Source organism: Polynucleobacter sp. UK-Mo-2m-Kol15 (genome assembly GCF_018881505.1).
Lineage (GTDB): Bacteria > Pseudomonadota > Gammaproteobacteria > Burkholderiales > Burkholderiaceae > Polynucleobacter.
In genome coordinates this window covers 238,306-264,466 of record NZ_JACVQC010000001.1, presented here as the reverse complement: position 1 = coordinate 264,466, position 26,161 = coordinate 238,306, and the positions used below count along the sequence as shown (strand labels likewise).

Sequence of the window (26,161 nt, the reverse complement as noted above, 5' to 3'; positions counted from 1 at the left end):
CTGTACAAGATTTGGCTTACCCGGATTGCCCATGACTACCTCGACTCCAGCTGCTACCCAAGAAACCTCACAGAGCCTTAAGTTTTGCTCTTCGTGCAGTCGCGAAAAGCGCCTAGAAGGCGGCACTTGGATTCCAACAAGTAACCGCAAGCAACGTTGGATTTGTGCAAGCTGTTTATATAATCGCACACATCGTACCGGTTCAGCAAAAACTTAATCTTTCAATTTAGTTTTACCAATTCAGTTTTGATTAGCCCCCAATATAAGGGTTAGTTTGACGCTCCTTCCCAAATGTTGACGTTGGCCCATGACCCGGAGCAAAGTGGGCATCATCACCCAATAGCCATAATTTCGTTTTAATCGCATTAATTAAATCTGCGTGAATACCAAGAATATATCTCACAGGATAAACAATGAAAACTCAAGATACCTTTAAATTTGCAGAAACGCATGAGTGGGCTAGCATCGAAGATGATGGTCTGGCGTGGATTGGTATTAGCAATCATGCGCAAGAAGCTTTGGGTGATGTCATGTTTTTTCAAGCGCCGATAATTGGCCAGCAAGTGAAGCAGGGCGAAGCCATCGCTGCAATAGAGTCTGTTAAGGCCGCTAGTGATATTCATGCGCCTATTAGCGGTGAAATCGTCGCTATCAATGAAGCGATGGATTCCAGCCCTGAACTTGTAAATGAAAAGCCTTATGGGACATGGCTCTTTAAGATCAAACCTTCGTCATCAGAATCTTTAAGTACTAATCTTGCTGGTTTGATATCTCTTGCGGAATATGAAACTGGCCCTGGTGCTTAAATCGCAATAGGATCACGCTCTACTAACCAACGAATTCGAGATGTTTTGCTGATTCTTCCTGCTGAATCCTGGCGCAATTCTTGATCAATTATTTCAAGAGCCTCTTGTAGAGCCTTGCGACTACCTGATTCAATTAATAATTGGGCACGCTCTGAACCAGCAATCCTCATGACAGGCTTGGGTACGGGGTCATAAACCTTTAGTTCCTTTGTAATCATGCCCCTGCTTTTCATGCCCGCTTTCAGTTCATGTAAAAACTGAATTGCTTTATCTAAACTTTTACCTTCTGCGTGAATAAGCGCTTGGTAAGCGTAGGGTGGTAGTTTTGCCTCCTCTCGCTCACTAGCAGTAAATGCTAAAAAACCATCTACATCATGTCTTAACAAATACTGAAACACGGGTGACTCTGGGTACCGTGTCTCGATATAAATATCGCCGCCAGTTTCACCGCTAGCCCCAGACCTTCCTGCACGTCCAGCAACTTGAACTAACTGTGCAAACAATCTTTCAGCAGCTCTGAAGTCGGCTGAATAGAGTCTACTATCTGCATCCAACACTGCCACCAACCCGATGTTCTGATAGTCATGCCCCTTAGCAATCATTTGGGTACCAACAACTATATCTACATTGCCATCATGTATTTCCTGAAAGAGGACCTCAGCACCCTTGCTCTTTCGACTTGCGTCTGTATCTACGCGAAGCACTCTTGCTTGCGGCCACATTTCCTCGATGGCATCCTCTAACTTTTGCGTTCCATGGCCAAGTGTTTTTAAATCGGCGTTGCCGCAATCTGGGCAAAACTGTGGAATTGATTTCACCAAGCCACAGTGGTGACAACTTAATACCGACCTTTTCCCCAGCGCTCCCGCCTTATGCAGAACGGTATAAGTTGAGCATTGTGTGCACTTTGACAGCCAACTACATGCCGAGCAACTGAGAACAGGGGCATATCCGCGACGATTAATCAAAATTAAGCACTGTTTTTTTTCAGCCAAAGACCTAGTAATAGCATTTGCAAGCGTTTTGGTAATAAGGCTTTTTTCCTTAGGCGCACCTATATCACCTGGACTAAATTGATTTTGTGGATCACGCGTATTGATTAAGTGCACGCTGGGTAGGCTTGCGCCCTTGGCGCGCTGATCGAGCCGAATGTATTCATACCGGCCCGATTGAGCAGCCAGCCAGGTTTCTAATGACGGTGTTGCAGATGATAGAAGGATGGGAATTTTTTGATCATGCGCTCGCCATATTGCCAAATCTCTTGCGGAGTAACGTGTACCATCTTGTTGTTTATAGGATGGGTCATGCTCTTCGTCAACCACAATTGCTCGTAAATTTGGTATTGGCGTTAAAGCTGCCAACCTGGTCCCTAAAATAATTTGTGCTTTTCCAGTCATTGCTTCATACCAAGCAATACCTCTTTTCTTTTCACTAACGCCACTATGCAATACCGCCATCCTTTTATTTGGAAAATATGCTCTTATGCGCCTCTCCAATTGTGGCGTTAAATTAATTTCAGGGACCAACAAAAGTACTTGGGCACTTTCTTCATTGAGGATACTTGCCAGCCAATTGAGGAAGACGGCAGTCTTGCCGCTCCCTGTTTGACCCTGCAATAGGATTGCTCTGTATTGATTTTCTTTTTCACCGGCTGCCAATAAGTCTTGCAAGGCAATCTTTTGGTTGGGATTCAATTGATTTTGGGTGATCAGCCCTTCCACTACCGTATCAACTTTCTTTTTGATTTTCTTTTCGGCTGACACTAGTTTTTCTGGGATTTTTTCCCAGTTATCGGCCTTTTTCCACATCTGTGGGATTGCTGGCAAGATGGTCTCTCCAAGCGCATGGATGTAATACTGGCTTGCAAAATTCATCAATCGCAAGAGGGCAGGATCGAACTCTGGAAGAGGGGCAAGGCGCTCTACAGATTTAAGTTTTTGAACTTCATATTCAGAGTGGTCGCTCACTTTTATTACCAGCCCTATTTCTTTTGTTCTGGCAAATGACACCTCAACTACATTACCAATTTCCGGTAATTGACCCAATGTATCCACATTCCATAGGTAGTCAAAGCTCTGGGCAAGGGGCTTATCTATCACTACCTGAACAACTATGGGTTTAAGCGTCATTTACTTAGATTTTCCACCCCATCCTGTGGATAAGTCTGTGGATATCATTCTTTCTTTACTGTTTCTATGCAAATTTTATAGGGCTGTGGTCTTTTGTAGAAAATTAATATTTTATTTATTTTCTATATAAATCAATAATTTATATTGATTACTAAAGGTGAAAGTTCAGAATTCCCCCGAATCTCACTGTATTTATTATTTTGCACATTTCTGTGCATAACTTTTAGCGGATTATTGCCTAAAGTTAGCAATTACTCGTGCTTATTGGGCTGCCCGCAGGGCTTTTGACCTGGAGATTACAGTCTCGGAGAGTGCCGTAACGCTTTCGGGTGGAGTAAATTGATTGATACCATGACCCAAGTTAAAGACATGGCCATCAAGTGCATTTAAGCCTGACTTCAAAACTGGGGCGGCGGCTAAGTCATCCAAAAGCGCGGTAACCGCTGCTGCAATCTGCTTTGGCTCAGAGAACAAAATTAATGGGTCTAAATTTCCCTGCAGGGCTAAAGGCTTATTTATGTCCAAGAGCTGTTTGCGTGCATGACTTAAGCGAACGGTCCAATCAAGGGCAATGACATCTGCTCCAACTTGAGCCATATCATTTAACCAAATTCCGCCACCCTTAGTAAACATGATGATTGGGATCTTGCGGCCTTCGTGTTCACGCGGGAGTAGTGCAATCACTTTTTGCATTGCTGCCAAAGACATACGCTGATACCAGCCATCAGGAAGCAGTCCTCCCCAGGTATCAAAAATCATGAGTGCTTGCGCTCCAGCTTTAACCTGCTCAATCAAATAGGCTGCAACTGACTGCACATTAATTTCAAGAATATGCTCAAGCAAATCAGGACGACTAAACATCATAGTCTTGGCATGACGGAAATCGTCGGAACCCGAACCATCAATCATGTAGCAAGCTAATGTCCATGGGCTTCCAGAGAAACCAATTAAAGGAACGCGCTGCTTTCCATCCTGAATCAATGCTTTACGAATTTCAGATACAGCATCAAAAACATATTTGAGCTGATCCATGTCGGCAACACGTAACTTTTTAACAGCCTCTTCGGTGCGAAGGGGATGATCAAAGCTGGGGCCTTCGCCTGCAGTAAATTTCAAGCCCAGACCCATTGCATCAGGAATGGTCAGAATATCGGAGAACAAAATTGCTGCGTCTAATGGGTAACGGTCTAATGGTTGAAGCGTTACTTCAGTAGCATAGGCTGGATTTTTAGCAAGGCCGAGAAAGCTGCCGGCTTTTGCACGGGTGGCGTTGTACTCCGGTAAGTAGCGGCCAGCCTGACGCATCAGCCAGAGCGGCGTTTGATCAACCGCTTCGCCCAAACAGGCTTTTAAAAACCGATCATTTAATAGCAAGGGGGTAACCGAATCTTATTTTTTGCGGCGGAAACGTGCAATCGCGGCGAGCTGAGCTGCTGCCATTGCAAATTCCGACTGAGCCAATGCCAGATCAAATTCAGTGCCACGATTTTGCATTGCTTCTTCAGCGCGCTTCTTAGCTTCATTAGCTTTGGCTTCATCTAAATCATGACCACGAATAGCGGTATCTGCCAATACTGTGACACGATCAGGCTGAACTTCTAAATAGCCGCCCGCAACGAATACAAACTCTTCATCACCGTCAGCTTTTTCAATACGAACTGAGCCTGGACGAATGCGTGTAATCAAAGGAGTGTGACCGCGCAAAATACCAAGCTCACCATTCTCACCAGGAAGCGCAACAAATTTGGCTTCGCCGCTGAAAATAGATTGCTCAGCACTTACTACATCGACGCGTATGGTTGACATAATTTCCTTAGATGAGTTCGATTAAAGCTTCTTAGCTTTCTCGATGGCTTCATCAATTGAACCCACCATGTAGAACGCTTGCTCTGGCAAATGATCCAATTCACCGCTACAAATCATTTTGAAACCACGGATAGTTTCTTTCAATGGAACGTATTTGCCTGGTGAACCAGTAAATACTTCAGCAACGTGGAAAGGCTGGGACAGGAAGCGCTGAATTTTACGTGCGCGTGATACGGCCTGCTTGTCTTCTGGTGACAACTCATCCATACCCAAAATTGCAATAATGTCGCGTAGCTCTTTGTAACGCTGCAAAGTCATCTGAACTTCGCGAGCAACCTCATAGTGCTCTTGACCAACTACTTGTGGGTCAAGCTGACGGCTGGTTGAATCCAAAGGATCAACCGCTGGGTAGATACCCAATGCAGCAATATCACGTGACAACACAACCGTGGAGTCTAGGTGTAAAAAGGTTGTGGCTGGTGATGGATCGGTCAAGTCATCTGCAGGAACGTAAACGGCCTGAATAGATGTTACAGAACCAGTCTTTGTTGAAGTAATGCGCTCTTGCAGCTTACCCATCTCTTCAGCCAGCGTTGGCTGGTAACCTACAGCAGACGGCATACGACCGAGCAACGCTGATACTTCAGTGCCGGCGAGTGTGTAACGATAAATATTGTCAACGAAGAATAAAATGTCGCGGCCTTCGTCACGGAATGCTTCAGCCATTGTCAAACCAGTTAACGCAACGCGCAAACGGTTACCAGGAGGTTCATTCATCTGGCCAAACACCATCGCCACTTTGTCTACAACATTAGATTCTTTCATCTCGTGGTAGAAGTCATTACCTTCACGAGTACGCTCACCAACACCAGCAAACACGGATAAGCCTGAGTGCTGCTTGGCGATGTTGTTAATCAATTCCATCATGTTCACGGTCTTGCCAACACCCGCACCACCGAACAAGCCGACCTTACCGCCTTTAGCAAACGGGCAAACTAAGTCGATAACCTTAATGCCGGTTTCCAACAGGTCAACGGATGGTGATAGTTCATCAAACTTTGGTGCTGGCTGGTGAATAGCGCGACGGTCTTCAGTAGCAATAGGACCTGCATCGTCAATTGGGCGACCTAAAACATCCATAATGCGGCCCAATGTTGCTGGACCAACCGGAACAGAAATTGGAGCACCAGTCGATTTTACTTCCATGCCACGACGCAATCCATCACTAGCACCCATAGCAATTGCGCGAACAACGCCATCACCAATTTGTTGCTGAACTTCAAAGGTCAAACCTTTTTCAGCAAATGATTTTTCTCCGCTCTCAACCAATGTCAAGGCATCATAAATGTTTGGCATGTTGTCACGTGGGAACTGGATGTCCACCACTGGACCAATACACTGCACGATATTTCCGTTACTCATCGCATTTCTCCGCTTTTGATTCCTGAATTCTTTCGTATTCCTAAACGCTGACCGCTTAAACCGCGGCCGCTCCACCAACAATCTCTGACAGCTCTTTAGTAATAGCAGCCTGTCGTGTTTTGTTGTATTCCAATTGCAATTCGCCAATCACATTCTTCGCATTATCTGAAGCGGCCTTCATTGAGACCATTCGTGCAGATTGTTCTGAAGCCATATTTTCAGCAACAGCTTGATAAATCATTGCTTCGACATAACGCTTGAGCAAACCATTCAAGATAGACTCTGCATCTGGCTCGTAGATGTAGTCCCAAGAATTTCCTGACTTTTCTTCTGGAGACAATGCAGCCGGCTCTAATGGCAAGAGTTTTTCTAAAACAGGCTCTTGCTTCATTGCATTTACAAAGCGGGTATATGCCAAATAAACAGCATCAATTTCACCGCGCTCAAATGCTTCCAGCTGGGCCGTAATTGCGCCAATCAAAACATCCATATGTGGCGTATCACCAATCTGAATTGTTTGAGAAATTAGTTTTGCTTTAGAGCGATTTAAAAACTGGAGGCCTTTTGAACCGATGGCAGTGTATTCAATGCCAATGTTGCTACCTTGCATATCGCGCACTTGGTTTGCAATCAGGCGCAATACGTTGGTGTTTAGACCGCCGCATAAACCCTTGTCTGTTGTTACCAAGATTGTGCCAATTTTCTTTTCATCACGAGTTGCCATATAAGCAGGGCGGAACTCGGGATTTGCCTTGGAAAGGTTGGCAACAATCTCGCGAATTTTTTCAGCATATGGACGTGCATTGCGCATGCGCTCTTGGGCGCGACGCATCTTAGATGCGGCGACCATTTCCATTGCCTTCGTGATCTTGCGCGTGTTTTGCACGCTCTTGATCTTAGATCGTATCTCTTTTGTGCTTGCCATGATTTATGCGGGCCCTCTTAGAAAGAGGCTGAACGCTTGTAGTCCTCAATTGCAGCACGCAAGGCAGCTTCATCATCCTTGCTCAAGTCTTTAGTCTCTTCAATGCGACCGACCAAGTCAGCGTATTTTGATTTCAGATGATCTTGCAAGCCTTTTTCAAATGCTAATACGTGCTTTACTTCAAGATCATCAAAGTAGCCGTTATTCATCGCATAAAGTGAAGCAGCCATTTCCCAAACCTGCAAAGGCTTGTACTGGGCCTGCTTGCACAACTCGGTAACGCGCTTACCACGCTCGAGCTGCTTACGAGTTGCATCATCAAGGTCAGATGCGAACTGTGCAAATGCTGCTAATTCACGATACTGCGCCAAGTCGGTACGGATGCCGCCAGACAATTTCTTAATAACTTTAGTTTGAGCCGCGCCACCAACACGAGAAACAGAAATACCGGCGTTAATCGCAGGACGCACGCCAGCGTTAAACAAGTCAGTTTCCAAGAAGATCTGGCCGTCGGTAATCGAAATCACGTTGGTTGGAACGAATGCAGAAACGTCACCGGCTTGAGTTTCAATAATCGGCAATGCAGTTAATGAGCCTGTCTTACCTTTAACTGAACCGTTTGTAAATTTCTCAACATAGTCAGCGCTTACACGAGCAGCGCGCTCTAACAAACGTGAGTGAAGGTAGAACACATCGCCAGGGTAAGCTTCGCGGCCTGGTGGGCGACGCAAAAGCAATGAAATCTGACGGTATGCAACAGCTTGTTTTGTTAAATCGTCATAAACGATCAATGCATCTTCACCGCGATCGCGGAAATATTCGCCCATTGTGCAACCAGCATATGCTGAGAGGTACTGCATTGCTGCAGACTCAGACGCACTTGCTGCTACAACGACGGTGTATTCCATTGCGCCTAGCTCTGTGAGCTTACGAACAACGTTAGCAATAGTAGAAGCTTTTTGACCAATCGCAACGTAAACGCAATAAACGCCTTTACCTTTTTGGTTAATGATTGCGTCAACCGCAACAGCTGTCTTACCTGTTTGGCGGTCACCAATGATCAACTCGCGCTGACCTCGACCGATTGGAACCATTGCATCAATCGCCTTCAAACCAGTTTGAACTGGCTGGCTAACGGATTGACGAGCGATAACGCCTGGAGCAACTTTTTCAATAAAGTCAGTCAATTTAGTATTGATTGGGCCTTTGCCATCAATCGGTTGACCGAGTGCGTTTACAACGCGGCCGAGCAACTCTGGACCAACAGGGACTTCCAAAATGCGGCCAGTACATTTAACTGGATCGCCTTCTTTAATGTGGGTGTATTCACCCAACACCACAGCACCAACTGAATCACGCTCAAGGTTCAACGCAAGGCCAATTGTGTTGTTAGGGAACTCCAACATTTCGCCCTGCATAACACCAGACAAGCCATGTACGCGGCAAATACCGTCGGTCACTGAAATTACAGTGCCTTCGTTGCGAAGTTGGGAATCAACACCCATTTCGCTAATTCGGCTTTTGATCAGCTCACTGATCTCGGAAGGGTTGAGTTGCATTACTTACTCCTGGGTCTTATTTCGTATGTTCTTAATAGGGATAACTTATGCGCCAAGACTTGTTTGCATGTGAGCTAACTGCGCCTTAACAGAACTATCCATCACTTCATCTCCGACTTGAATGCGAACTCCGCCAATCAATGCAGGATCTACTTGAATAGTTGGGCGTAATTCTTTACCCCCAAAGCGCTTCTTCAAACTTGACAACAAATCATTCAACGCAGAACCCTCTAATGGGAATGCGCTAGTAATCATTACTTCTGCTGCACCTTCGCCCTGATTTTTCATAGCCTCAAATTGACGAGCAATTTCAGGCATAGCAAGCAAGCGATGGTTTTGATTTACAAGACTTAAAAAACTTGCAATTTTGCCGTCCAGCTTTGTCTTCACCATGCCGGAAAGCAATTTACTTAAATCATCTGCAGATACTTTTGGATTGTTTGATAAAGCAGCAACCTCTGGCAATGCAGCAAGCTGCGCCAATTCATTTAACTGCTCTAAACAAGTAGCGAGCTCAGCGGGCCTGGCGCTTTGAAAAAGCGCTTCGGCGTAAGGGCGTGCAATCGTGGCTAATTCAGCCATATCAAAGTTCTGCCTTTAGTTGATCAAGCAATGCGCTATGTGTTTTTGCATCTACTTCACGACGCAAAATTTGCTCTGCACCTTTAACAGCCAACACCGCAACCTCAGCGCGCAAGACTTCACGGGCACGAGTAACTTGTTGATCTGCATCTTGCTTAGCTTGAGAAATGATGCGGGCTGCTTCAGCTTGTGCGTTGACGCGAATTTCTTCTGCGGACATTTGTGCACGTTTTTCTGCTTCTGCAACACGCTGCACACCTTCTTGGCGTGCTTTATTTAATTCTTGCTCTGCTTCATTGCTTGCTAGTGCGAGTGCTTCTTTACCGCGCTCGGCAGCTGCTAAGCCGTCAGCAATTTTGCTTGAACGCTCATCTAACGCCTTAACTAGCGGTGGCCACACAAAGCGTGCAACAACCCACCATAAGACGAAGAAAACGATCATTTGCGCGAATAGGGTCGCGTTCAGATTCACGATATTCCTTTCAGTATTGTTGAGAACGGTTGGATGACCCGATAGTCATCCACGCCAAAACAATTACTTAATAACTGCAAGCAGTGGGTTTGCGAAAGCAAACAACATTGCAACACCAACGCCGATCAAAAACGCAGCGTCGATCAAACCAGCCAAAAGGAACATCTTAGTTTGGAGTGGCTCCATCAATTCTGGTTGACGTGCACAAGCTTCGATGTACTTGCCGCCCATCAAAGCAATGCCTAAACAAGCGCCGATCGCGCCGAGGCCGATGATGATGCCGATGGCGATTGCTGTGAAACCTTGAATGTTTGCGAGAAATTGTTGCATGTTGCTGACTCCTGAAGTTAAAGAGATAAGTTAAAAATCTTAGTGGTGGCTATGTGCTTGCCCGATGTAAACCAGGGTCAACATCATGAAAATAAAGGCTTGCAACAAAATAACCAAAATGTGGAAGATGGCCCAAGCCGATCCAGCAATAACATGGCCCACCAATCCGAACAGGGATAAATCTAAATTAAATGTCCACACACTGCCTAGTAATGCGATCAACAAGAAAACCAGCTCGCCGGCATACATATTGCCGAAAAGTCGCATTCCTAGTGAAACGCCTTTAGCAAGATATTCGATGATGTTCAAAGCAAGGTTAAATGGGGCTAGGTACCACTTCGCACCAAACGGGGCAGAAATGAGTTCATGCAAAAAGCCGCCGAAACCTTTAACTTTAAAGCTGTAAAAGAAAACTAAAAGCAGAACGGACATAGACATACCCATCGTTGCATTTAGGTCGGTTGTAGGAACCACTTTGTGGTGAGGCACATGCACACCAAAGCTTTCGATGAAATGATTAACACCTAAAACCCAATCCACCGGGATCAAGTCGAGGGTATTTAAAAGGATGATCCAAAAAAACACAAACAAGGCAAGCGGCGCAATGTAAGAGCGGTCGCCATGCACAATACTTTTCGATTGTGTCTCAGCCATCTCCACAATCATTTCAACAAAACACTGGAAGCGGCCCGGCACACCTGGAGTTGCTCGGCGCGCTGCAATCAACAAAATAAATACGGCGAGCAAGCCCATGGCTGATGCCCAAAAAATCGTATCTAAATTGATTATGCTGAAATCAATGATGGACGTCTGTGGCCCACCCGTATTGTTAAGGTTTTGTAAGTGCTCAGAAATGTACGCTGTTGGCGTCATTTGTTCAGCTGCCGCGTGGGCTTGGTTTACTTCGCTAGACATCTCTTAACTAGTCCTTTGTTTCAATCTCATTTATTGCTCTTAGCGCCACAACCACGCTAGCCACACACACTTAAGGGCAAGCACATAAGTCACCAACAACGGGACCCAAAATACGCCCGGAAGCCAATATGCAACCCCTAAAAACAACATCAAAGTCACGACGATTTTGATAAATTCGCCCGAAACTAATGCTGCTAAATAATTCCCTGGATTTAATACTTGCGCTTTTTTTGCTAACTCCAGCCTGATTAAAAACAGGGCTGACGGCAAGACGCTGATTAAACCACCTAAAAAGGCCGACTGAGTATAAAGGCTTACACCCGCCGGCTCCCCAAAAATTGACCAAATCGCCATACTGAGCGCAGTAAGCACAACTTGCGCAGCCAAAATTCTCCAGGGCGACAGTGGGGGGTGTTTAACAGCGTTGCTAGCTTGCAGCGCCGTCATCTCCTCTTTACTTAAAACCCGATACACCTCTTCTTCGGGCTCATCCCAATCCTTTGCCTCGGAAAATCGATTTTTTTGAGGAATCAATTTAGCCCCGTGAGTTTAATGTGTGCACTGCAATAGGTCAAATGTTTTAGGGTCATTTTTGAAGACTTTTACGTCTCAATGCCAAGCTTTTTCAATAAAGAGTCCAACTCATCAAATTGGCTAAAGCGGATTCTGAGCTCGCCGCCCTTGCCCTTAAACTTAAATTCTGCATTTAAGCCTATTAAATCAGCGATTTCTTGAGTTAAACGGCGCATATCTGGGTCACGGCTTGGTGAGCCAACCCCAGGCTGCGTTTTAGCTTGTTTATCCCCAATCTGACCGCCAGCAAGCGCAAGGGCAGCAGACATTCTCTCCGCCTCTCTGACAGAAAGGCCTTGGGCCGCAATTCTTTGTGCCAAAGCAACTTGGCTGGCTCCGGGCAAGGGCAATAGAGCGCGGGCATGCCCCATATCAATCTCGCCCGCCAAAAGCATCGCTTGGACTGGTTTTGCTAACTGGTTCAAGCGCAATAAATTGGTTACGGCACTACGTGACTTGCCGATCGCTTTTGCTGCCTGTTCGTGCGTAAAACCAAACTCCTGGATCAATCTTGCAAGACCTTGGGATTCTTCCAGCGGATTCAGATCTTCACGCTGCATGTTCTCAACCAAAGCCATTGCCGCGGCAGCCTGATCGTTTGCTACAGAAACCAAAACGGGCACCTCTTTTAAGCCAGCTAAAGTTGCTGCACGAAAGCGGCGCTCACCGGCAATAATTTCATATTTTCCCGGGGCAACCAAGCGCACCAACAATGGTTGCATCACACCTTGCTCGCGAATACTTTCAGCTAACTCTTGTAATGCGCCTGCTTCCATTTTTTGACGTGGCTGGTATTTACCGGCCTGCAATGCCGTTAATGGCAGGCGATTAATTTCTGCCGTGCTTTCCTTTTGCGCTTTGTCGCCGAGCAAGGCCTCTAAGCCACGACCCAAGCCTTTTTTCTTTGTTGCAACCATAATATTTTATTGTTCCAAGGTTTTACATTTGCTTAATGCGCTCAATCATCTCGGCGCCAAACTCTAAGTAGGCCTTAGCGCCGCGGGATGACCTATCAAAAGCCACCCCCGGAAGCCCATATGACGGGGCTTCGGCGAGGCGGACATTGCGGGGAATAATGCTCTTAAATACTTTGTCGCCGAAGTGCTCAAGCAATTGATCGGAAACTTGTTGTTGAAGGGTCATGCGCGCATCAAACATCACTCGCAACAAACCAATGATTACCAAATCGGGATTTAAATTTGCATGCACTTGTTTGATTGTGTTTACTAAATCTGACAACCCCTCTAATGCAAAATATTCACACTGCATTGGCACAATCACGCCGTTTGCTGCACACAATCCATTCAACGTTAACAAAGATAGTGCAGGGGGGCAATCAATCAAAATAAAGTCATAGTCTTTTGCAACGAGCGCAAGCGCATCTTTCAATCGTTGCTCACGGGAATCTAAATCTACCAGCTCAATTTCCGCACCGGCTAAATCGCGATTTGCTGGCAACACATCATAGCCAGAACTATCACAACGTACCGAAGATTCTTTCACTGATGACAAGCCAATTAACACTTGATACACAGTGCTATTGAGATCTGCTTTTTCAATTCCAGATCCCATTGTGGCGTTACCCTGTGGATCCAAATCTACCAACAAAACACGTTGCTGGTGCCCGGCTAAACCTGCGGCCAAATTAACGGCAGTGGTAGTTTTTCCAACCCCGCCTTTTTGATTCGCAATACAAAATATTTTAGCCATAGTTTTTCTTAAAAATGTCGAGCTTTAAAGGGGTAATTTTCTCATGGGGGATAAGACTAAAAGCCGGCGATCCACCTCTAAATTGGGGATTCGCAGAGGCTCGTCAGCCACCAATCGCCAGTCATCCATGCAAACATCCCGCAACTCCTCATCTGCGCGCTTAGACTTCATCGCAAATACCAAACCATCGGACTTCAGAAGGGGAAAGGAAAGCTCTAGAAAGTGGGCAAGGTTAGTAAATGCCCTAGAAATTACCGCATCAAAGCGTCCTGCTTGCGACTGCGCCACCACTTCAGCGCGCTCAGTCATAACTTGGATGTTCTGCAAGCCCAACTTACCGCGTACATGTTGCAAGAATGCTGTTTTTTTACGGATCGCCTCAATTAATGTCAGGTGCCACTCTGGCTGCAATATGGCAATGGGGATTGCAGGTAGGCCGCCGCCTGAACCAAGGTCTGCGATTTTAGGGTTTTTTAATGTCAGAAATTGGCGCATTATTGGTAAAACTGTAATGGAATCAATTAGATGCAAACGAACAGAGTTCTTTTCACCCTCAATTGCAGTCAAATTATGCACCCGGTTCCACCGGCCCATTTCCTGCAAAAAGAGCTCTAAATCTCCAATATTCGCGGGACTGAGATTGAGACCCAATTCCTCAATCCCCAAAGAAACCAAGTCATTACTCATGGGTTTCTTCTTGGGTCCGGCCTAAGCCTTTTTTTAGATGAACCAGTAATAAAGAGAGGGCTGCCGGCGTAACACCGGAAATCCTACCGGCCTGACCTAAAGTGCTAGGCTTATGAAGGTTCAGTTTTTGCTGCACCTCTTTAGACAAGCCAAGAACCTGGGTATAGTCCAAAGCCTCGGACAAGGGGAAGCTCTCGTTATGCTCTTGTCGGGCAATCTCAACTGCTTGCCTGTCTATATAACCTTGATATTTAATAGAAATTTCAACTTGGTCGCTAATTTGCTGCGCTAAACCCAAGTCATCATCCAGGGCGCCCGGCGACCAAAGGCCCTCGGCCAAACTCGTGACCGCCTCATAAGTGATGCCGGGGCGGCGCAAAAGATCGACCAAACTACACTCGTGTGATAGGTCTTGGCCTAAAAGCTCAGAAACCGCCTTTGCGGACCCATGCTTTGGCCCAATCCAAATATCTTGCAAGCGGGATGTTTCACGTGAAACAGCCTCTTGTTTTCTGCGGAACGCATTCCAGCGGTTGTCGTCTACCAAGCCAAGCTCACGGCCAATGGTGGTTAGGCGCAGATCAGCATTATCTTCGCGCAAGCTCAGGCGATATTCTGCTCGACTAGTAAACATGCGATAGGGTTCCTGGACCCCCAGGGTAATAAGGTCGTCTACTAAGACGCCAATATAGGACTCACTCCGTTTGGGGAGCCATGGCTCTTTTCCCTGCGCTGCCAAGCTAGCATTAATGCCGGCTAACATCCCTTGAGCGGCGGCCTCTTCGTAGCCTGTTGTACCATTAATTTGACCGGCAAAGTAAAGCCCAGCTATCGCCTTAGTCTCTAAGCTATGTCGTAAATGGCGCGGATCAAAGAAGTCATATTCAATTGCATAACCGGGGCGCACAATCACAGCAGATTCTAGGCCCCGAATGCTTCGCACCAAACTCCATTGAATATCGAAGGGGAGGCTAGTAGAAATGCCGTTGGGGTAAAACTCGTTGGTTGTTAGTCCTTCTGGCTCTAAAAAGATTTGGTGGCTATTTCTAGATGCAAAACGATGGATCTTGTCCTCGATAGAGGGGCAGTAGCGCGGGCCAACCCCCTCAATAACTCCGGTATACATTGGGGAGCGATCTAGGCCACCCCGAATAATGTCATGTGTTTGCTCATTTGTATGAGAAATCCAACAAGGAACTTGCCTGGGGTGTTGCTCTGGTCGACCTAGATAGGAGAAAACAGGTACCGGGTCTAAATCCCCCGGCTGCTCCATCATCACCGAAAAATCAATAGTTCTTCCATCAATCCGGGGTGGGGTGCCAGTCTTTAATCTCCCCTGGGGAAGTTTCAACTCTTTTAGTCTGGCCGACAAAGAAACGGCGGCAGGATCGCCAGCTCGGCCGCCGGCGTGATTATTTAAACCAACGTGAATCTTGCCATCCAAAAAAGTGCCTGCAGTGAGCACCACCTTTTTGGCCATAAACTTCAACCCCATTTGCGTAACCACACCCTGAACTTCATCACCCACAACCAGAAGATCATCTACCGCAGCCTGGAAGAGGGTTAGATTTACTTGGTTTTCGAGGCGACGACGGATGGCCGCCTTATATAAAACACGATCGCCTTGTGCACGGGTGGCTCGGACAGCGGGGCCCTTGCTCGAATTTAAGATCCGAAATTGAATTCCAGCCTCGTCAGTGGCGGCCGCCATGGCACCACCCATTGCATCAATCTCCTTAACTAGGTGGCCCTTACCAATACCACCAATTGAGGGGTTACAGCTCATAGCGCCCAAACTCTCAATACTGTGGGTAATCAGAAGGGTTTCGGATCCCATGCGCGCAGCCGCGAGAGCGGCCTCAGTTCCGGCGTGACCACCACCAACCACAATGACATCGAAGTTCTTTGAATAATGCATGATTTGCCTCAGATAGGGCGATGATCATAGCATTTTGTTGGTTTCACGTGAAACAAATATGACCGGAGATCAGATGAATTAATTTTTAATATTGTAAGTTATTGATTTAATTGTAAATTTACAAAAAGCTGAAGGCTTATGGGCTGGCTCACCCATTTATTTTGAGGTAGCCTTGGATAGCTAATTTTGCCGGTTCATCCAATACATCCATGGGAACCCTTTGGGCGCCCTGAACAATCATCAGGGCGTAAGGTTTTGCAAGCGCTGCAGCCTCGGGGCACAAGCGCAACTCCTCACCAACCGCAGGTGATTGGCTGCGCCAATAGTTAATGGCGGCCTCCAAATCCTGAATGCTGAGAAACAACATTTTTTGGATTACTTAAGGTCGAGAGCCAACATCGTCCCGCGGCATTTTTTTGCACCACAGCGACACTCATAATCTTTCTTCATTTGTTTAGTAACAGGGCCTTCGATGTCAAGCGAGTAATCATAAAAAAGCTCTTCGCCCAACTTAAGATCACGTTTCGCATAAATAAATACGCGGGGCTTACCATTAAAACTATCTTCACGAGTTTCACAGCTGGGTTTACAGGAATGATTAATCCAGCGAGCCGCATTCCCGCCATACTTAGCATCAATACAGCGCCCATCCTCTAAAGAAAAATAAAAAGTATGGTTTGGATCTTTTGGGTCGTGCGGATGCCGCTTTTCCGCCAGCTTCCAGCTGATACGTTGCCCTTTGTACTCAATAATGGCATCGCCTTTTTTAATAGGCTTTACAACAAACACGCCCTTGCCATGAATCGGGGAAGATCTCACAACAATACGTGAACGATCAATTTTTGGAACCGCTAATTTCTTTTTACTCATTTAAGTTAAACATCCAGGTTGCGAGCAATCAAAGCATTTTTCTCAATGAACGCGCGGCGCGGCTCAACCTCATCACCCATTAGGGTAGTAAAGACTTGGTCTGCGGCAATAGCATCCTCAATTTTGACTTGAAGTAGTGTGCGCGAACCTGCATCCATTGTGGTTTCCCATAACTGGGATGGATTCATTTCACCAAGACCCTTATATCGCTGGCGACTGAGTACACGCTCAGCCTCGGAAAGCAACCAAGAAAATGCTGCCCTGAAGTTTTGGATGGCTTGTTCTTTTTGGTTTTTATCTGGATCTCCTCGACGGACCTTCGAACCAGGCAACACTTTACCGGACAGAACAGCCGCAGCATTTGCCAGACTTTGATAGTCGTCGCCATGAACAAAGTCGGAATTAATTGCCGACAACTTCAGGTTGCCATGAATGCGACGAGACAGTAGAAGCTTAAACCTGTCGGTACGCTCTTCTTTTTGAACAATAATTTCTGGTGGAAGAGCCAAGGGGTTTAAGGACTCAGCAAGCGCAACACGAAGACGCTCGGCGGACTCTTGTGCAGACTTCTCGGTATCGAGGTTTAACTGAGTACCAGACGCAATCGCACGTAAGGCATCCTCATCAATGGTGCGTGACAATCGATCCACAACAGACTGAATAACTTGATAGTGTTTGGCTAACTCCCCCAAAGCAGCACCCTCAATAATTTCACCGCTTGGGGTTTGAAGAGATGCTGACTCTAAGGCAATTTTTAATAAAAGTTGGTTTAATTCGGCATCATCCTTGATGTATTGCTCATTTTTACCAAACTTCACCTTGTAGAGTGGGGGTTGGGCAATATAAATGTGTCCGCGCTCAATCAACTCAGGCATCTGTCTATAGAAGAAGGTGAGCAAGAGTGTACGAATGTGGCTACCATCGACGTCCGCATCGGTCATGATGATGATGCGGTGATAGCGCAGCTTATCAGCCTTGTATTCCTCAACACCAATGCCGGTTCCAAGAACGGTAATTAAAGTAACCACCTCTTGGCTGGCCAACATCTTATCGAATCGGGCTTTCTCAACGTTAAGGATTTTTCCTTTAAGGGGAAGAATTGCCTGAAAGCGTCGATCACGGCCCTGCTTTGCAGAGCCGCCTGCAGAGTCTCCCTCGACAATAAATAATTCAGATTTTGTGGGGTCTTTTTCTTGGCAATCAGCCAGTTTTCCTGGGAGACCCAGGCCGTCCAAAACACCTTTGCGGCGAGTCATATCACGGGCTTTTCGTGCTGCTTCGCGAGCACGTGCAGCATCCACAATTTTTCCGCACAAAATCTTGGCATCTGCTGGGCGCTCTTGTAAATAAGCACTCAAAGCTTCGGCAACAATCTCCTCTACCGGGCCACGAACCTCACTAGAAACCAGCTTGTCTTTTGTTTGACTTGAGAACTTTGGTTCAGGTACTTTCACAGATAAAACGCAAGCAAGCCCCTCGCGCATATCGTCACCTGAAATTTCCACCTTCGCTTTTTTAGCAACCTCATGCTCATCAATATATTTATTGATGACGCGTGTCATGGCTGCGCGTAGGCCTGTTAGATGAGTACCACCGTCACGTTGTGGAATGTTATTGGTAAAACAAAGAACTTGTTCGCTGAAACTATCATTCCACTGCATTGAAACTTCTGCAGTAATGTTGCCACCCAAATCCGAAGGACGAATCCCTTCTGCATAAAAAATATTAGGGTGTAAAACATTCTTTGTTTGATTGATGTATTCAACAAACCCTTTTACACCTCCAGAGAAAGCAAAGTCCTCTTCTTGACCTGAGCGCTGGTCAATTAATTTAATGTGAACACCATTATTTAAGAATGAGAGTTCACGTATACGTTTAACCAGTATCTCGTAGTGAAACTCAACATTTCCAAAGATATCTTCATCCGCCAAGAAATGAACTTCTGTGCCTGATAGGGTTGTGTCACCAGTAATAGTAATTGGCGATACGGCAACACCATTCTCTTCTTGAATGTTGCGATTTTGAATAACGCCGCGGGCAAACTCCATGTAATGTGCTTTACCATCGCGACGAATGGTGAGTTTTAACCATTTAGAGAGTGCATTTACACAACTAACACCCACTCCATGTAAACCACCAGAAACTTTATAGCTATTTTGATCAAACTTACCACCAGCGTGTAACTCCGTCATCACAATCTCAGCCGCACTTCTTTTCGGCTCATACTTGTCGTCGTACTTGATACCTGTTGGTACACCGCGGCCATTATCAACAATAGAGATTGAGTTGTCTGTTTGAATAACAACGGTAATCTCAGAGCAATAACCTGCTAACGCCTCATCGATAGAGTTATCTAAAACCTCAAATACTAAATGGTGTAGACCTGTCCCATCAGAAGTATCTCCGATGTACATACCCGGACGTTTACGAACAGCCTCAAGACCTTCTAAGATTTGGATTGACGATGCACCATACTGCTCTACTACTTTTTTTTCTTCGGTCATTTTTTTCTAAATTAAATACGCATTGGCATCACAACATACTTGAAGTCTTCAGAGCCCGGTAAAGTAATTACCGCACTACTGTTTGCATCACCCAAACTAATTTGAATTTTTTCATTCTTTAGGTTTGATAGAACATCTAGTAAATAACTTACATTAAAACCTATCTCAACTGCATCACCACCATATTCAGTCTCTATCTCTTCTTGCGCCTCCTCCTGCTCGGCATTCGTAGATTGAACAGTAATTCGATTTGATGATAAAGAAAAGCGTACGCCTTTGAACTTATCGGTTGTCAAGATCGCAGCACGCTGAAGTGCAGATTGAAGAACATCACGCCCCACTACTAAAGAATTTTTATGGCCCTTAGGAATAACTCGCTGAAAATCAGGAAACTTACCCTCAACCAATTTAGATATCAACTCAATATCACCAAATGTAAATTTCACCTGGTTTGATGTGAGACTCATCTCAAGCAACTCATCTGAGTCCTCAAGTAAGTGTTGGCACTCAAGAATAGTTTTGCGAGGAATAATAATTTCTTGTCTCTCACCAGACCCTACCGGAGCCTCAGCTAATTCAACTTGAGAATAAGCTAAACGATGGCCATCTGTAGCGACAGCAATAACTTGCTTACCCTCTACAACCAATAACATGCCATTAAGGTAGTAACGAATATCTTGTTGTGCCATTGCAAAATGTACTTGACCAACCAGTTGCCGAAAACTCTTCTGAGTCATCTTCCAACTAGCAGTCACCTCACCAACACTTTGCATTACGGGAAACTCTGTTGCAGAAAGGGTTTGTAAAGAAAAGCGGCTCTTACCACTCTGCACAACCATTTTGTTATCTTTAAGATTCAGCGCTACCGGACCCTCTGGAAGTGCACGCAGAATATCTAACAACTTTCTTGCTGCAACCGTAGTAGTTACATCCTCTACACCAACACCAAAATTCGCATTGGTTGTTATTTGAATCTCTATATCCGTTGATATAAAAGATACTCTATCCCCCTGCTTTTTAAATAACAGATTCGCTAAGATTGGCAAAGTATGTCGACGTTCAACAATGCCACTAACAACCTGGAGTGGTTTTAACAAACTATCACGTGAAGTGTTTACGAGTTGCATTGCTTTTAAATCCTTGTATATATCTTATTAGTAGTAGTAATAAGGCTCGTTATTTCGGTGGATAAGTCAAAAATCGTATGTAAATCAACCCATTAAAAACAGCAAAACCTGTGGAAAACTTTTGTATAAGCACTGCATAAATAGTGGACAACTTTTTCTCAACACCCTATTTTTGCATGAAGCGCGAGCTTTCCACAATTTATCAACACCTTATCCCCAAAGTTATCCATTAAGCTGTCCACAGCCTTATCCACAACTAAAAACCTATGATTTTAGGGTTTGCTCAATAACGTGGATTTCATGGTTGAGTTGACCATCACGCGAGCGCTCTTCACCAATCTTTCTAACAGCATGTAAAACGGTGGTGTGGTCTCGCCCACCAAACAGCTCGCCAATCTCGGGTAGACTTTTTTGGGTTAACTCTTTAGCCATAAACATCGCAATTTGCCTTGGCCGTGCAATGTTTGCAGGCCTCTTCTTAGAGTACATGTCTGCAACCTTAATGCTGTAAAAGTCCGCCACCGCTTTTTGGATGTTTTCAACTGAAATCTGCCGATTTTGTATTGAAAGCAGGTCTTTTAAGGCCACGCGAGCTACATCAATAGTGACTTCTTTCCCATGAAAGCGTACAAATGCCAAAATTTTTCTCAATGCACCCTCTAACTCACGCACATTTGACCTAAGGTGTTTGGCCACAAAGAAGGCGACGTCTTCACTCATGGGGATGCCTTCACTTAATGCTTTTTTCATCAAAATGGCGACACGCATCTCTAGCTCCGGCGGCTCTATAGCCACCGTTAGGCCGGAGTCAAAACGAGAAATCAGGCGATCATCAATTCCTGCCATCTCCTTGGGGTATGTGTCACTCGTGATAATGACTTGGGCTTTATTGCTTAAGAGCGCCTCAAAGGCGTAGAAAAACTCTTCCTGAGTCCTTGATTTCCCGCTAAAAAACTGAATATCGTCAATTAACAGTAGGTCGAGCGAGTGGTAGTAGCGTTTAAAGCGGTCAAAAGCCTTTTGTTGATATGCCCTAACGACGTCCGAAACATATTGCTCAGCGTGGATGTATCGAATTCGAGCGTTAGGCTTTTCTTTTAGAAGGTGGTTTCCAATGGCGTGGATCAGATGGGTTTTACCTAAACCTACCCCACCATATAGAAACATTGGGTTATAGGAAGTGCCTGGGTTATGTGCAACTTGGATGGAAGCGGCCCTCGCAAGTTGGTTGGCTTTTCCTGTTACAAAAGTCTCAAAAGTAAGGTTGGGGTTAAGTTTGGAGTGGTCTTCAATTTCAAAAGCCTGCTCTTCTGTAGAGGCCGAATCTGAATTAACCACAAGCCCTTGCGGCTCGGGTTTTTCCTGAGACACACTAAGTTCTTCCGTTTGACCGCCCGAACCTTCAACACTGAGAACAAAGTGCAAGGCAACTTGCCGGCCAAAATATTGATCCGCCATAACTTGAAAGCGCTCATTAAATGTCTTTTTGATCCAGTCAAGCTTGAACCTGTTTGGGGCGCCTACAATGAGTGAGCCCTCACTTTTATCATAAGAAATTAGGCTTAACGGCTGAATCCAGGTTTTAAATTGTTGGGGGGAAAGCTCCTTAGCAAGTGTGCCAAGTGCGTCATCCCAAAACCCCAGGGGGCTAGGTGAGTTCAATGTGGGGGGGTTCTGTAGGTTGCTCATACTTTTGGAGGAATCATTGTAGCCACCCTCCAAAGTTATCCACAAGCAAGAAAATCGTGGAAAACCTGTGGATAACTTGTTAATAAACCCATAAAAACCATATAAATCAATATTTTAGAAAAAATAATTAAATAAATAGAGAAAAATACCTATATATTCTTCATGAGCGGTTGACCTTTTGTCATCCAACAAGGAAAATACTGGGTTTTGCAGGATGAAACATGAAAAGAACATACCAACCCTCAGTAACACGTCGCAAACGCACCCACGGATTTCGTATTCGTATGAAAACCAAAAGTGGGCGTGCAGTATTAAACGCGCGTCGCGCTAAGGGCCGCAAACGTTTAGCGGTTTAATTTAGCATTTGAATAGCGCTAGGATTTCTGAATTACTAAAAACACGCCCCAAGACAAGTTTGCATTGGGGTTTGTATTTGGCATGCATTAATCAGGGCGAAAAACCAGATTTAGGTATTGCGGTAGCTAAAAAACTAGCTAAGCGTGCGGTGGATCGCAACCAATTAAAGCGCATGATTCGTGAATTGGTCAGAGGCGCTCAAACAACAAGCCTTAATAGCGATGTTGTAGTGAAGCTGAAAAAACCAATTGGTCGCGAAACTCGCGGTAGATTAAGGGGCAAAGAAAAGGCGGCCTTGCGTACTCAAATCGCAGGATTAATTTAACGTGCATCTATTCAATAAATTAGCCATTAAATTTGTTAGGCTCTATCAAATTGTGCTCAGCCCATTTGTGGGTATGCACTGTAAGTTTGTACCTAGCTGTTCTCAATACGCATGCGACTGTTTTGCCAATTACGGATTTTTTAAAAGCTTTAGGCTGATGGTTTGGCGCATTTTGCGTTGCAACCCTTGGTCACAAGGTGGACATGACCCTGCAGTAAAACCAAGATCTCATCATTAAGTGAATGCAAATGGACTTTAAAAAAACAATTCTTTGGGCAGTCTTTTCGATGTCAGGTTTGATGTTGTACAACAACTGGCAGGTTAGTGAAGGTAAGCCATCAATGTTTGGTGGAAGCCCAGCAAACACGACTGTTGCGGCCGACAAGGCGCCGGCAGCCCGAATAGATGTTCCATCCCCGATTCAAGCCCCAAGCGATATTGCACCAAAGCAAGCCCCCATAGCCATCGTTGGCGCAATTGAAACATCAGAAAAATTTGTTTTGCAAAACGATGTATTAGTTTTAGAAATTAGTGCCAATGGCGGTAATATTATTGCGGCGAAGTTGCCGAAGCAACTTACTGCGGAGCAAAAACCCGTTGAATTATTTCAATACACGCCAAGTCATAAGTATTTTGCACGTTCCGGACTAATTGCCTTAGGTAATACAGACCTGCCAAATCACACCAGCACTTTTAAATTACTTCAGTCTGGTAAAGATGAGTCTGGCAAACCCTTTGTTGTTTTGGTTGGCGAGCGAAATGGTGTAAAGCTAGAAAAGACGTTTATTTTGAGTCCTGGAAGTTATGTTGTTGATGTGGGGCACCGTGTTACACAAAGCAACTCAAATACAGCAGCATTGGTTTTGTACACGGAACTTGTCCGAGACGCCTCCCAAGAACAAAAAATTGGGCCATTCGATGGCGCATTCTCTGCGACCACTTTTACTGGGCCAGCCGCATACACAGAAAAGGAAAAATTCAATAAGCTTGAATTCACAGAGATCGATAAAAACAAAATCACCATTCCAACCCAAGTAGCTGCTGGTGACCCCGCTTGGGTTGCCATGGTTCAACATTACTTTGCCAGCGCTTGGATTCCTGGCGACAAGACGGTGCGCGATATTTATGCTGGAAAAATTGATAACAATCTTTACCGTATTGGCATACAAACCCCTTTGGGTGTAGTTGCGCCAGGCACTGTGTTTGTTGAGAAGGCAAGGCTGTTTGTGGGTCCCCAAGAAGAAAGTGTTTTAGAAACTATTGCCCCTGGATTTGCTTTATTAAAAGACTATGGCTACCTCACCATTCTTGCTAAACCCATTTTTTGGTTGCTAGAAAATATTCATGCCTATGTGGGTAACTGGGGTTGGTCCATTATCTTGCTGACCATTTTGATTAAGTTGGTTTTCTTCCCACTGTCTGCCGCAAGCTATAAATCAATGGCGCGCATGAAAGAGGTGCAACCACGCCTTATGGTGATGAAGGAGCAGTTCAAGGGTGAGCCACAAAAACTCAACCAAGCCATGATGGAAATGTATCGTAAGGAAAAAATTAATCCTCTGGGTGGATGTTTGCCTGTATTAATTCAGATACCAGTATTTATTGCACTTTACTGGGTGTTGTTATCTTCTGTAGAGTTGCGCGGTGCCCCTTGGATATTGTGGGTTCACGATTTGTCTTTGCCCGATACCTCAATTAGTGATTTGATTGGTTTAACGTCAATCCCAATCGGAATTTTGCCAATCATCATGGCCGCATCCATGTTTGTACAAACCAAGCTGAACCCAACGCCACCAGACCCGATTCAGGCGAAGGTAATGATGTATATGCCGCTTGTATTCTCTGTGATGTTCTTCTTCTTCCCGGCGGGCTTGGTCTTGTACTGGGTTGTAAATAACCTACTGTCGATTGCACAACAATGGCAGATCAATCAAATGTTTGCAAAGAAGCCAGCCAAATAAAGCTTGCTTAAAGATAAATAAGGTGTGCCCGCAATGATGACGAGAAAATTACCCATCATTGCGGTTGCTACTGCGCCTGGCAAAGCAGGTGTTGGCGTCATTCGGATTAGTGGACCCCAGCTTTTGCCGATTGCCGAGGCTTTATTTCATAGGGTGCTGGTCCCACGTCAGGCCAACCTTCTCACCCTCCGAGATGCTCAAGGTGAGTTAATCGACCAACTTATCGCCATTTACTTTGCTGCCCCTGCATCTTTTACGGGGGAAGATGTTTTAGAGTTGCAATGCCATGGTGGCCCACAGCTTTTAGAGTTGGTCATGAAGCGTTGTCTGGAACTAGGGAAAGCTTGGGGCTTGGTGCTTGCAGAGCCAGGCGAGTTTTCTTTGCGGGCATACCTCAATGACAAAATCGATTTAGCTCAAGCAGAAGCGATTGCTGACTTAATCGACGCTCAAAGTGAGGCTGCTGTTCGTGGGGCAGCTCGTTCGCTGCAGGGTGCTTTTTCAAACGACATTAATTCTTTAGTTGAAGAGATTACCCAGCTACGAATTTTGGTAGAGTCAACACTGGACTTCCCTGAAGAAGAAATTGAGTTTTTGGAAAACGCTCAGGCTCGTCAACGCTTAAGTGGGGTGATGGAAAAGCTTTATGCGCTCAGGGAAGGCGCAAAACAGGGAAAGATTTTGCGTGATGGCATCCAACTAGTTTTGGCTGGCGCTCCCAATGTTGGAAAAAGCTCGCTCCTTAACCGTCTAGCTGGTGAGGAGGTCGCTATTGTGACACCCATTGCCGGAACCACAAGAGACCGCATTAAAGAGAGCATCACTATTGGCGGTGTGCCCATGCACATCATTGATACCGCTGGCTTGCGCCAAACTGGTGATCTAGTTGAGGCAAAAGGCATTGAAAGATCTTGGGAGGCTCTTCGGGCCGCAGACTTAGTGATCTTCCTGCAGGATCCAGGCTCTACAGGCGCAGTAGATTCCGCCACCTTGACGCTGAAAGCCCAAATATTGGAGGCAATCCCACCCAAATGCCCTGTTTTGGAGGTCATCAACAAATCAGATTTATTGGGTACACCCACTGCCAACCAGAATAAGATGCGCGCATTGCTCATTTCAGCCAAGACTGGCGCTGGGCTTGAGGTGCTAAAGCAAAAAATCCTTGAGTCTGTGGGTTGGGGCGGCCCTCAAGAGGGTGCTATTGTTGCTCGTAGACGCCACCTAGATTGCTTAGATAGGGCAAGCACTCATTTAGAAAAATCTCAACAATTTGCAGCAGATGGCAACATATCGCTGGAGTTATTTGCAGAAGAGCTCCGTTTAGCACAAGATCAGCTTGGGCAAATTACCGGAAAACTCCTGCCGGATGACCTTTTGGGCAAGATATTTAGCCAATTTTGTATTGGCAAGTAAGGATCCTGGTCCCCGATGAGGCTGTGCCCTAAAAATTTACCCAAAATGTTAAAATAGTGCGATTAAAAATATTACATTTCA

The 26,161-nt window shown here is 45.5% G+C and carries 27 protein-coding genes and 1 pseudogene; 7 read left to right on the top strand and 21 right to left on the bottom strand.

Annotated elements, in window-relative coordinates:
• Positions 1–31 precede the first annotated feature (31 nt).
• The gene (locus ICN43_RS01390; protein ID WP_041396810.1) at positions 32–217 is read left to right on the top strand and encodes a hypothetical protein; all 186 of its coding nucleotides are present in this window, start codon (positions 32–34) and stop codon (positions 215–217) included.
• 33 nt (positions 218–250) lie between these two features.
• Here ICN43_RS01390 and ICN43_RS11135 read toward each other — a convergent pair.
• Positions 251–388 (bottom strand): annotated as a pseudogene (locus tag ICN43_RS11135) (MBL fold metallo-hydrolase); the annotation flags it as partial.
• 25 nt (positions 389–413) lie between these two features.
• Here ICN43_RS11135 and gcvH point away from each other — a divergent pair.
• Positions 414–806: a glycine cleavage system protein GcvH gene (gene gcvH / locus ICN43_RS01385; RefSeq protein ID WP_216196885.1), complete on the top strand. Its 393-nt coding sequence runs from the start codon at positions 414–416 to the stop codon at positions 804–806.
• Here gcvH and priA read toward each other — a convergent pair.
• The 20 genes from priA to dnaA all read right to left on the bottom strand — a co-directional run bounded on the left by priA (position 803) and on the right by dnaA (position 22,024).
• On the bottom strand, positions 803–2,935 hold the full coding sequence (priA, locus tag ICN43_RS01380) for a primosomal protein N' (protein ID WP_216196884.1): 2,133 nt from the start codon (positions 2,933–2,935) through the stop codon (positions 803–805). The two genes, gcvH and priA, sit on opposite strands and share 4 nt — an antisense overlap.
• A gap of 261 nt (positions 2,936–3,196) precedes the next feature.
• The gene (gene hemE, locus ICN43_RS01375) at positions 3,197–4,309 is read right to left on the bottom strand and encodes a uroporphyrinogen decarboxylase (RefSeq protein ID WP_216196883.1); all 1,113 of its coding nucleotides are present in this window, start codon (positions 4,307–4,309) and stop codon (positions 3,197–3,199) included.
• A gap of 15 nt (positions 4,310–4,324) precedes the next feature.
• Positions 4,325–4,741, bottom strand: a complete 417-nt coding sequence (locus ICN43_RS01370; RefSeq protein ID WP_173959367.1) for a F0F1 ATP synthase subunit epsilon — start codon at positions 4,739–4,741, stop codon at positions 4,325–4,327.
• Positions 4,742–4,762: 21 nt separating this feature from the next.
• The gene (atpD, locus tag ICN43_RS01365) at positions 4,763–6,163 is read right to left on the bottom strand and encodes a F0F1 ATP synthase subunit beta (RefSeq protein ID WP_216196882.1); all 1,401 of its coding nucleotides are present in this window, start codon (positions 6,161–6,163) and stop codon (positions 4,763–4,765) included.
• Positions 6,164–6,218: 55 nt separating this feature from the next.
• On the bottom strand, positions 6,219–7,088 hold the full coding sequence (gene atpG, locus ICN43_RS01360; protein ID WP_216196881.1) for a F0F1 ATP synthase subunit gamma: 870 nt from the start codon (positions 7,086–7,088) through the stop codon (positions 6,219–6,221).
• Between the two features lie 17 nt (positions 7,089–7,105).
• A complete protein-coding gene (atpA, locus tag ICN43_RS01355) occupies positions 7,106–8,647 on the bottom strand; it encodes a F0F1 ATP synthase subunit alpha (RefSeq protein WP_216196880.1) in 1,542 nt (513 codons plus the stop codon).
• Positions 8,648–8,692: 45 nt separating this feature from the next.
• Positions 8,693–9,229, bottom strand: coding sequence for a F0F1 ATP synthase subunit delta (locus tag ICN43_RS01350; RefSeq protein WP_216196879.1), 537 nt, complete (start codon positions 9,227–9,229; stop codon positions 8,693–8,695).
• Position 9,230: 1 nt separating this feature from the next.
• Positions 9,231–9,701 (bottom strand): F0F1 ATP synthase subunit B, encoded by a 471-nt coding sequence (locus ICN43_RS01345; protein ID WP_216196878.1) that lies wholly within the window; start codon positions 9,699–9,701, stop codon positions 9,231–9,233.
• 63 nt (positions 9,702–9,764) lie between these two features.
• Positions 9,765–10,031, bottom strand: a complete 267-nt coding sequence (gene atpE / locus ICN43_RS01340) for a F0F1 ATP synthase subunit C (RefSeq protein WP_012357116.1) — start codon at positions 10,029–10,031, stop codon at positions 9,765–9,767.
• A gap of 39 nt (positions 10,032–10,070) precedes the next feature.
• Entirely contained in the window at positions 10,071–10,946 is an 876-nt protein-coding gene (atpB, locus tag ICN43_RS01335) for a F0F1 ATP synthase subunit A (protein ID WP_216196877.1), read from the bottom strand.
• A gap of 39 nt (positions 10,947–10,985) precedes the next feature.
• Positions 10,986–11,480: an ATP synthase subunit I gene (locus ICN43_RS01330; RefSeq protein WP_216196876.1), complete on the bottom strand. Its 495-nt coding sequence runs from the start codon at positions 11,478–11,480 to the stop codon at positions 10,986–10,988.
• 68 nt (positions 11,481–11,548) lie between these two features.
• Entirely contained in the window at positions 11,549–12,436 is an 888-nt protein-coding gene (locus ICN43_RS01325; RefSeq protein ID WP_216196875.1) for a ParB/RepB/Spo0J family partition protein, read from the bottom strand.
• A gap of 22 nt (positions 12,437–12,458) precedes the next feature.
• Entirely contained in the window at positions 12,459–13,229 is a 771-nt protein-coding gene (locus ICN43_RS01320) for a ParA family protein (protein ID WP_216196874.1), read from the bottom strand.
• Positions 13,230–13,253: 24 nt separating this feature from the next.
• Positions 13,254–13,916, bottom strand: a complete 663-nt coding sequence (gene rsmG, locus ICN43_RS01315) for a 16S rRNA (guanine(527)-N(7))-methyltransferase RsmG (RefSeq protein WP_216196873.1) — start codon at positions 13,914–13,916, stop codon at positions 13,254–13,256.
• A complete protein-coding gene (gene mnmG, locus ICN43_RS01310) occupies positions 13,909–15,834 on the bottom strand; it encodes a tRNA uridine-5-carboxymethylaminomethyl(34) synthesis enzyme MnmG (protein ID WP_216196872.1) in 1,926 nt (641 codons plus the stop codon). Before mnmG ends, rsmG begins: the two co-directional genes overlap by 8 nt.
• A 148-nt stretch (positions 15,835–15,982) precedes the next feature.
• Positions 15,983–16,201, bottom strand: coding sequence for a DUF3717 domain-containing protein (locus ICN43_RS01305; RefSeq protein ID WP_216196871.1), 219 nt, complete (start codon positions 16,199–16,201; stop codon positions 15,983–15,985).
• 8 nt (positions 16,202–16,209) lie between these two features.
• Entirely contained in the window at positions 16,210–16,704 is a 495-nt protein-coding gene (locus ICN43_RS01300) for an SET domain-containing protein (protein ID WP_216196870.1), read from the bottom strand.
• A gap of 5 nt (positions 16,705–16,709) precedes the next feature.
• Complete coding sequence (gene gyrB / locus ICN43_RS01295; RefSeq protein ID WP_216196869.1) at positions 16,710–19,208, bottom strand: DNA topoisomerase (ATP-hydrolyzing) subunit B; 2,499 nt, start codon at positions 19,206–19,208, stop codon at positions 16,710–16,712.
• Between the two features lie 11 nt (positions 19,209–19,219).
• Entirely contained in the window at positions 19,220–20,335 is a 1,116-nt protein-coding gene (dnaN, locus tag ICN43_RS01290) for a DNA polymerase III subunit beta (protein WP_216196868.1), read from the bottom strand.
• Between the two features lie 264 nt (positions 20,336–20,599).
• Positions 20,600–22,024: a chromosomal replication initiator protein DnaA gene (gene dnaA, locus ICN43_RS01285; RefSeq protein WP_216196867.1), complete on the bottom strand. Its 1,425-nt coding sequence runs from the start codon at positions 22,022–22,024 to the stop codon at positions 20,600–20,602.
• 221 nt (positions 22,025–22,245) lie between these two features.
• Here dnaA and rpmH point away from each other — a divergent pair, with 221 nt between their 5' ends.
• Genes rpmH through mnmE form a run of 5 tightly spaced genes read left to right on the top strand, consistent with a single transcriptional unit; the run spans position 22,246 to position 26,080 of the window.
• On the top strand, positions 22,246–22,380 hold the full coding sequence (rpmH, locus tag ICN43_RS01280; RefSeq protein WP_011903922.1) for a 50S ribosomal protein L34: 135 nt from the start codon (positions 22,246–22,248) through the stop codon (positions 22,378–22,380).
• An 8-nt stretch (positions 22,381–22,388) separates the two neighbouring features.
• Entirely contained in the window at positions 22,389–22,706 is a 318-nt protein-coding gene (locus tag ICN43_RS01275; protein WP_216196866.1) for a ribonuclease P protein component, read from the top strand.
• A 1-nt stretch (position 22,707) separates the two neighbouring features.
• Positions 22,708–22,944 (top strand): membrane protein insertion efficiency factor YidD, encoded by a 237-nt coding sequence (gene yidD, locus ICN43_RS01270; protein ID WP_216196865.1) that lies wholly within the window; start codon positions 22,708–22,710, stop codon positions 22,942–22,944.
• A gap of 10 nt (positions 22,945–22,954) precedes the next feature.
• A complete protein-coding gene (yidC, locus tag ICN43_RS01265) occupies positions 22,955–24,667 on the top strand; it encodes a membrane protein insertase YidC (protein ID WP_216196864.1) in 1,713 nt (570 codons plus the stop codon).
• Between the two features lie 36 nt (positions 24,668–24,703).
• A complete protein-coding gene (gene mnmE / locus ICN43_RS01260; RefSeq protein ID WP_216199810.1) occupies positions 24,704–26,080 on the top strand; it encodes a tRNA uridine-5-carboxymethylaminomethyl(34) synthesis GTPase MnmE in 1,377 nt (458 codons plus the stop codon).
• The last annotated feature ends 81 nt before the right edge of the window (positions 26,081–26,161 follow it).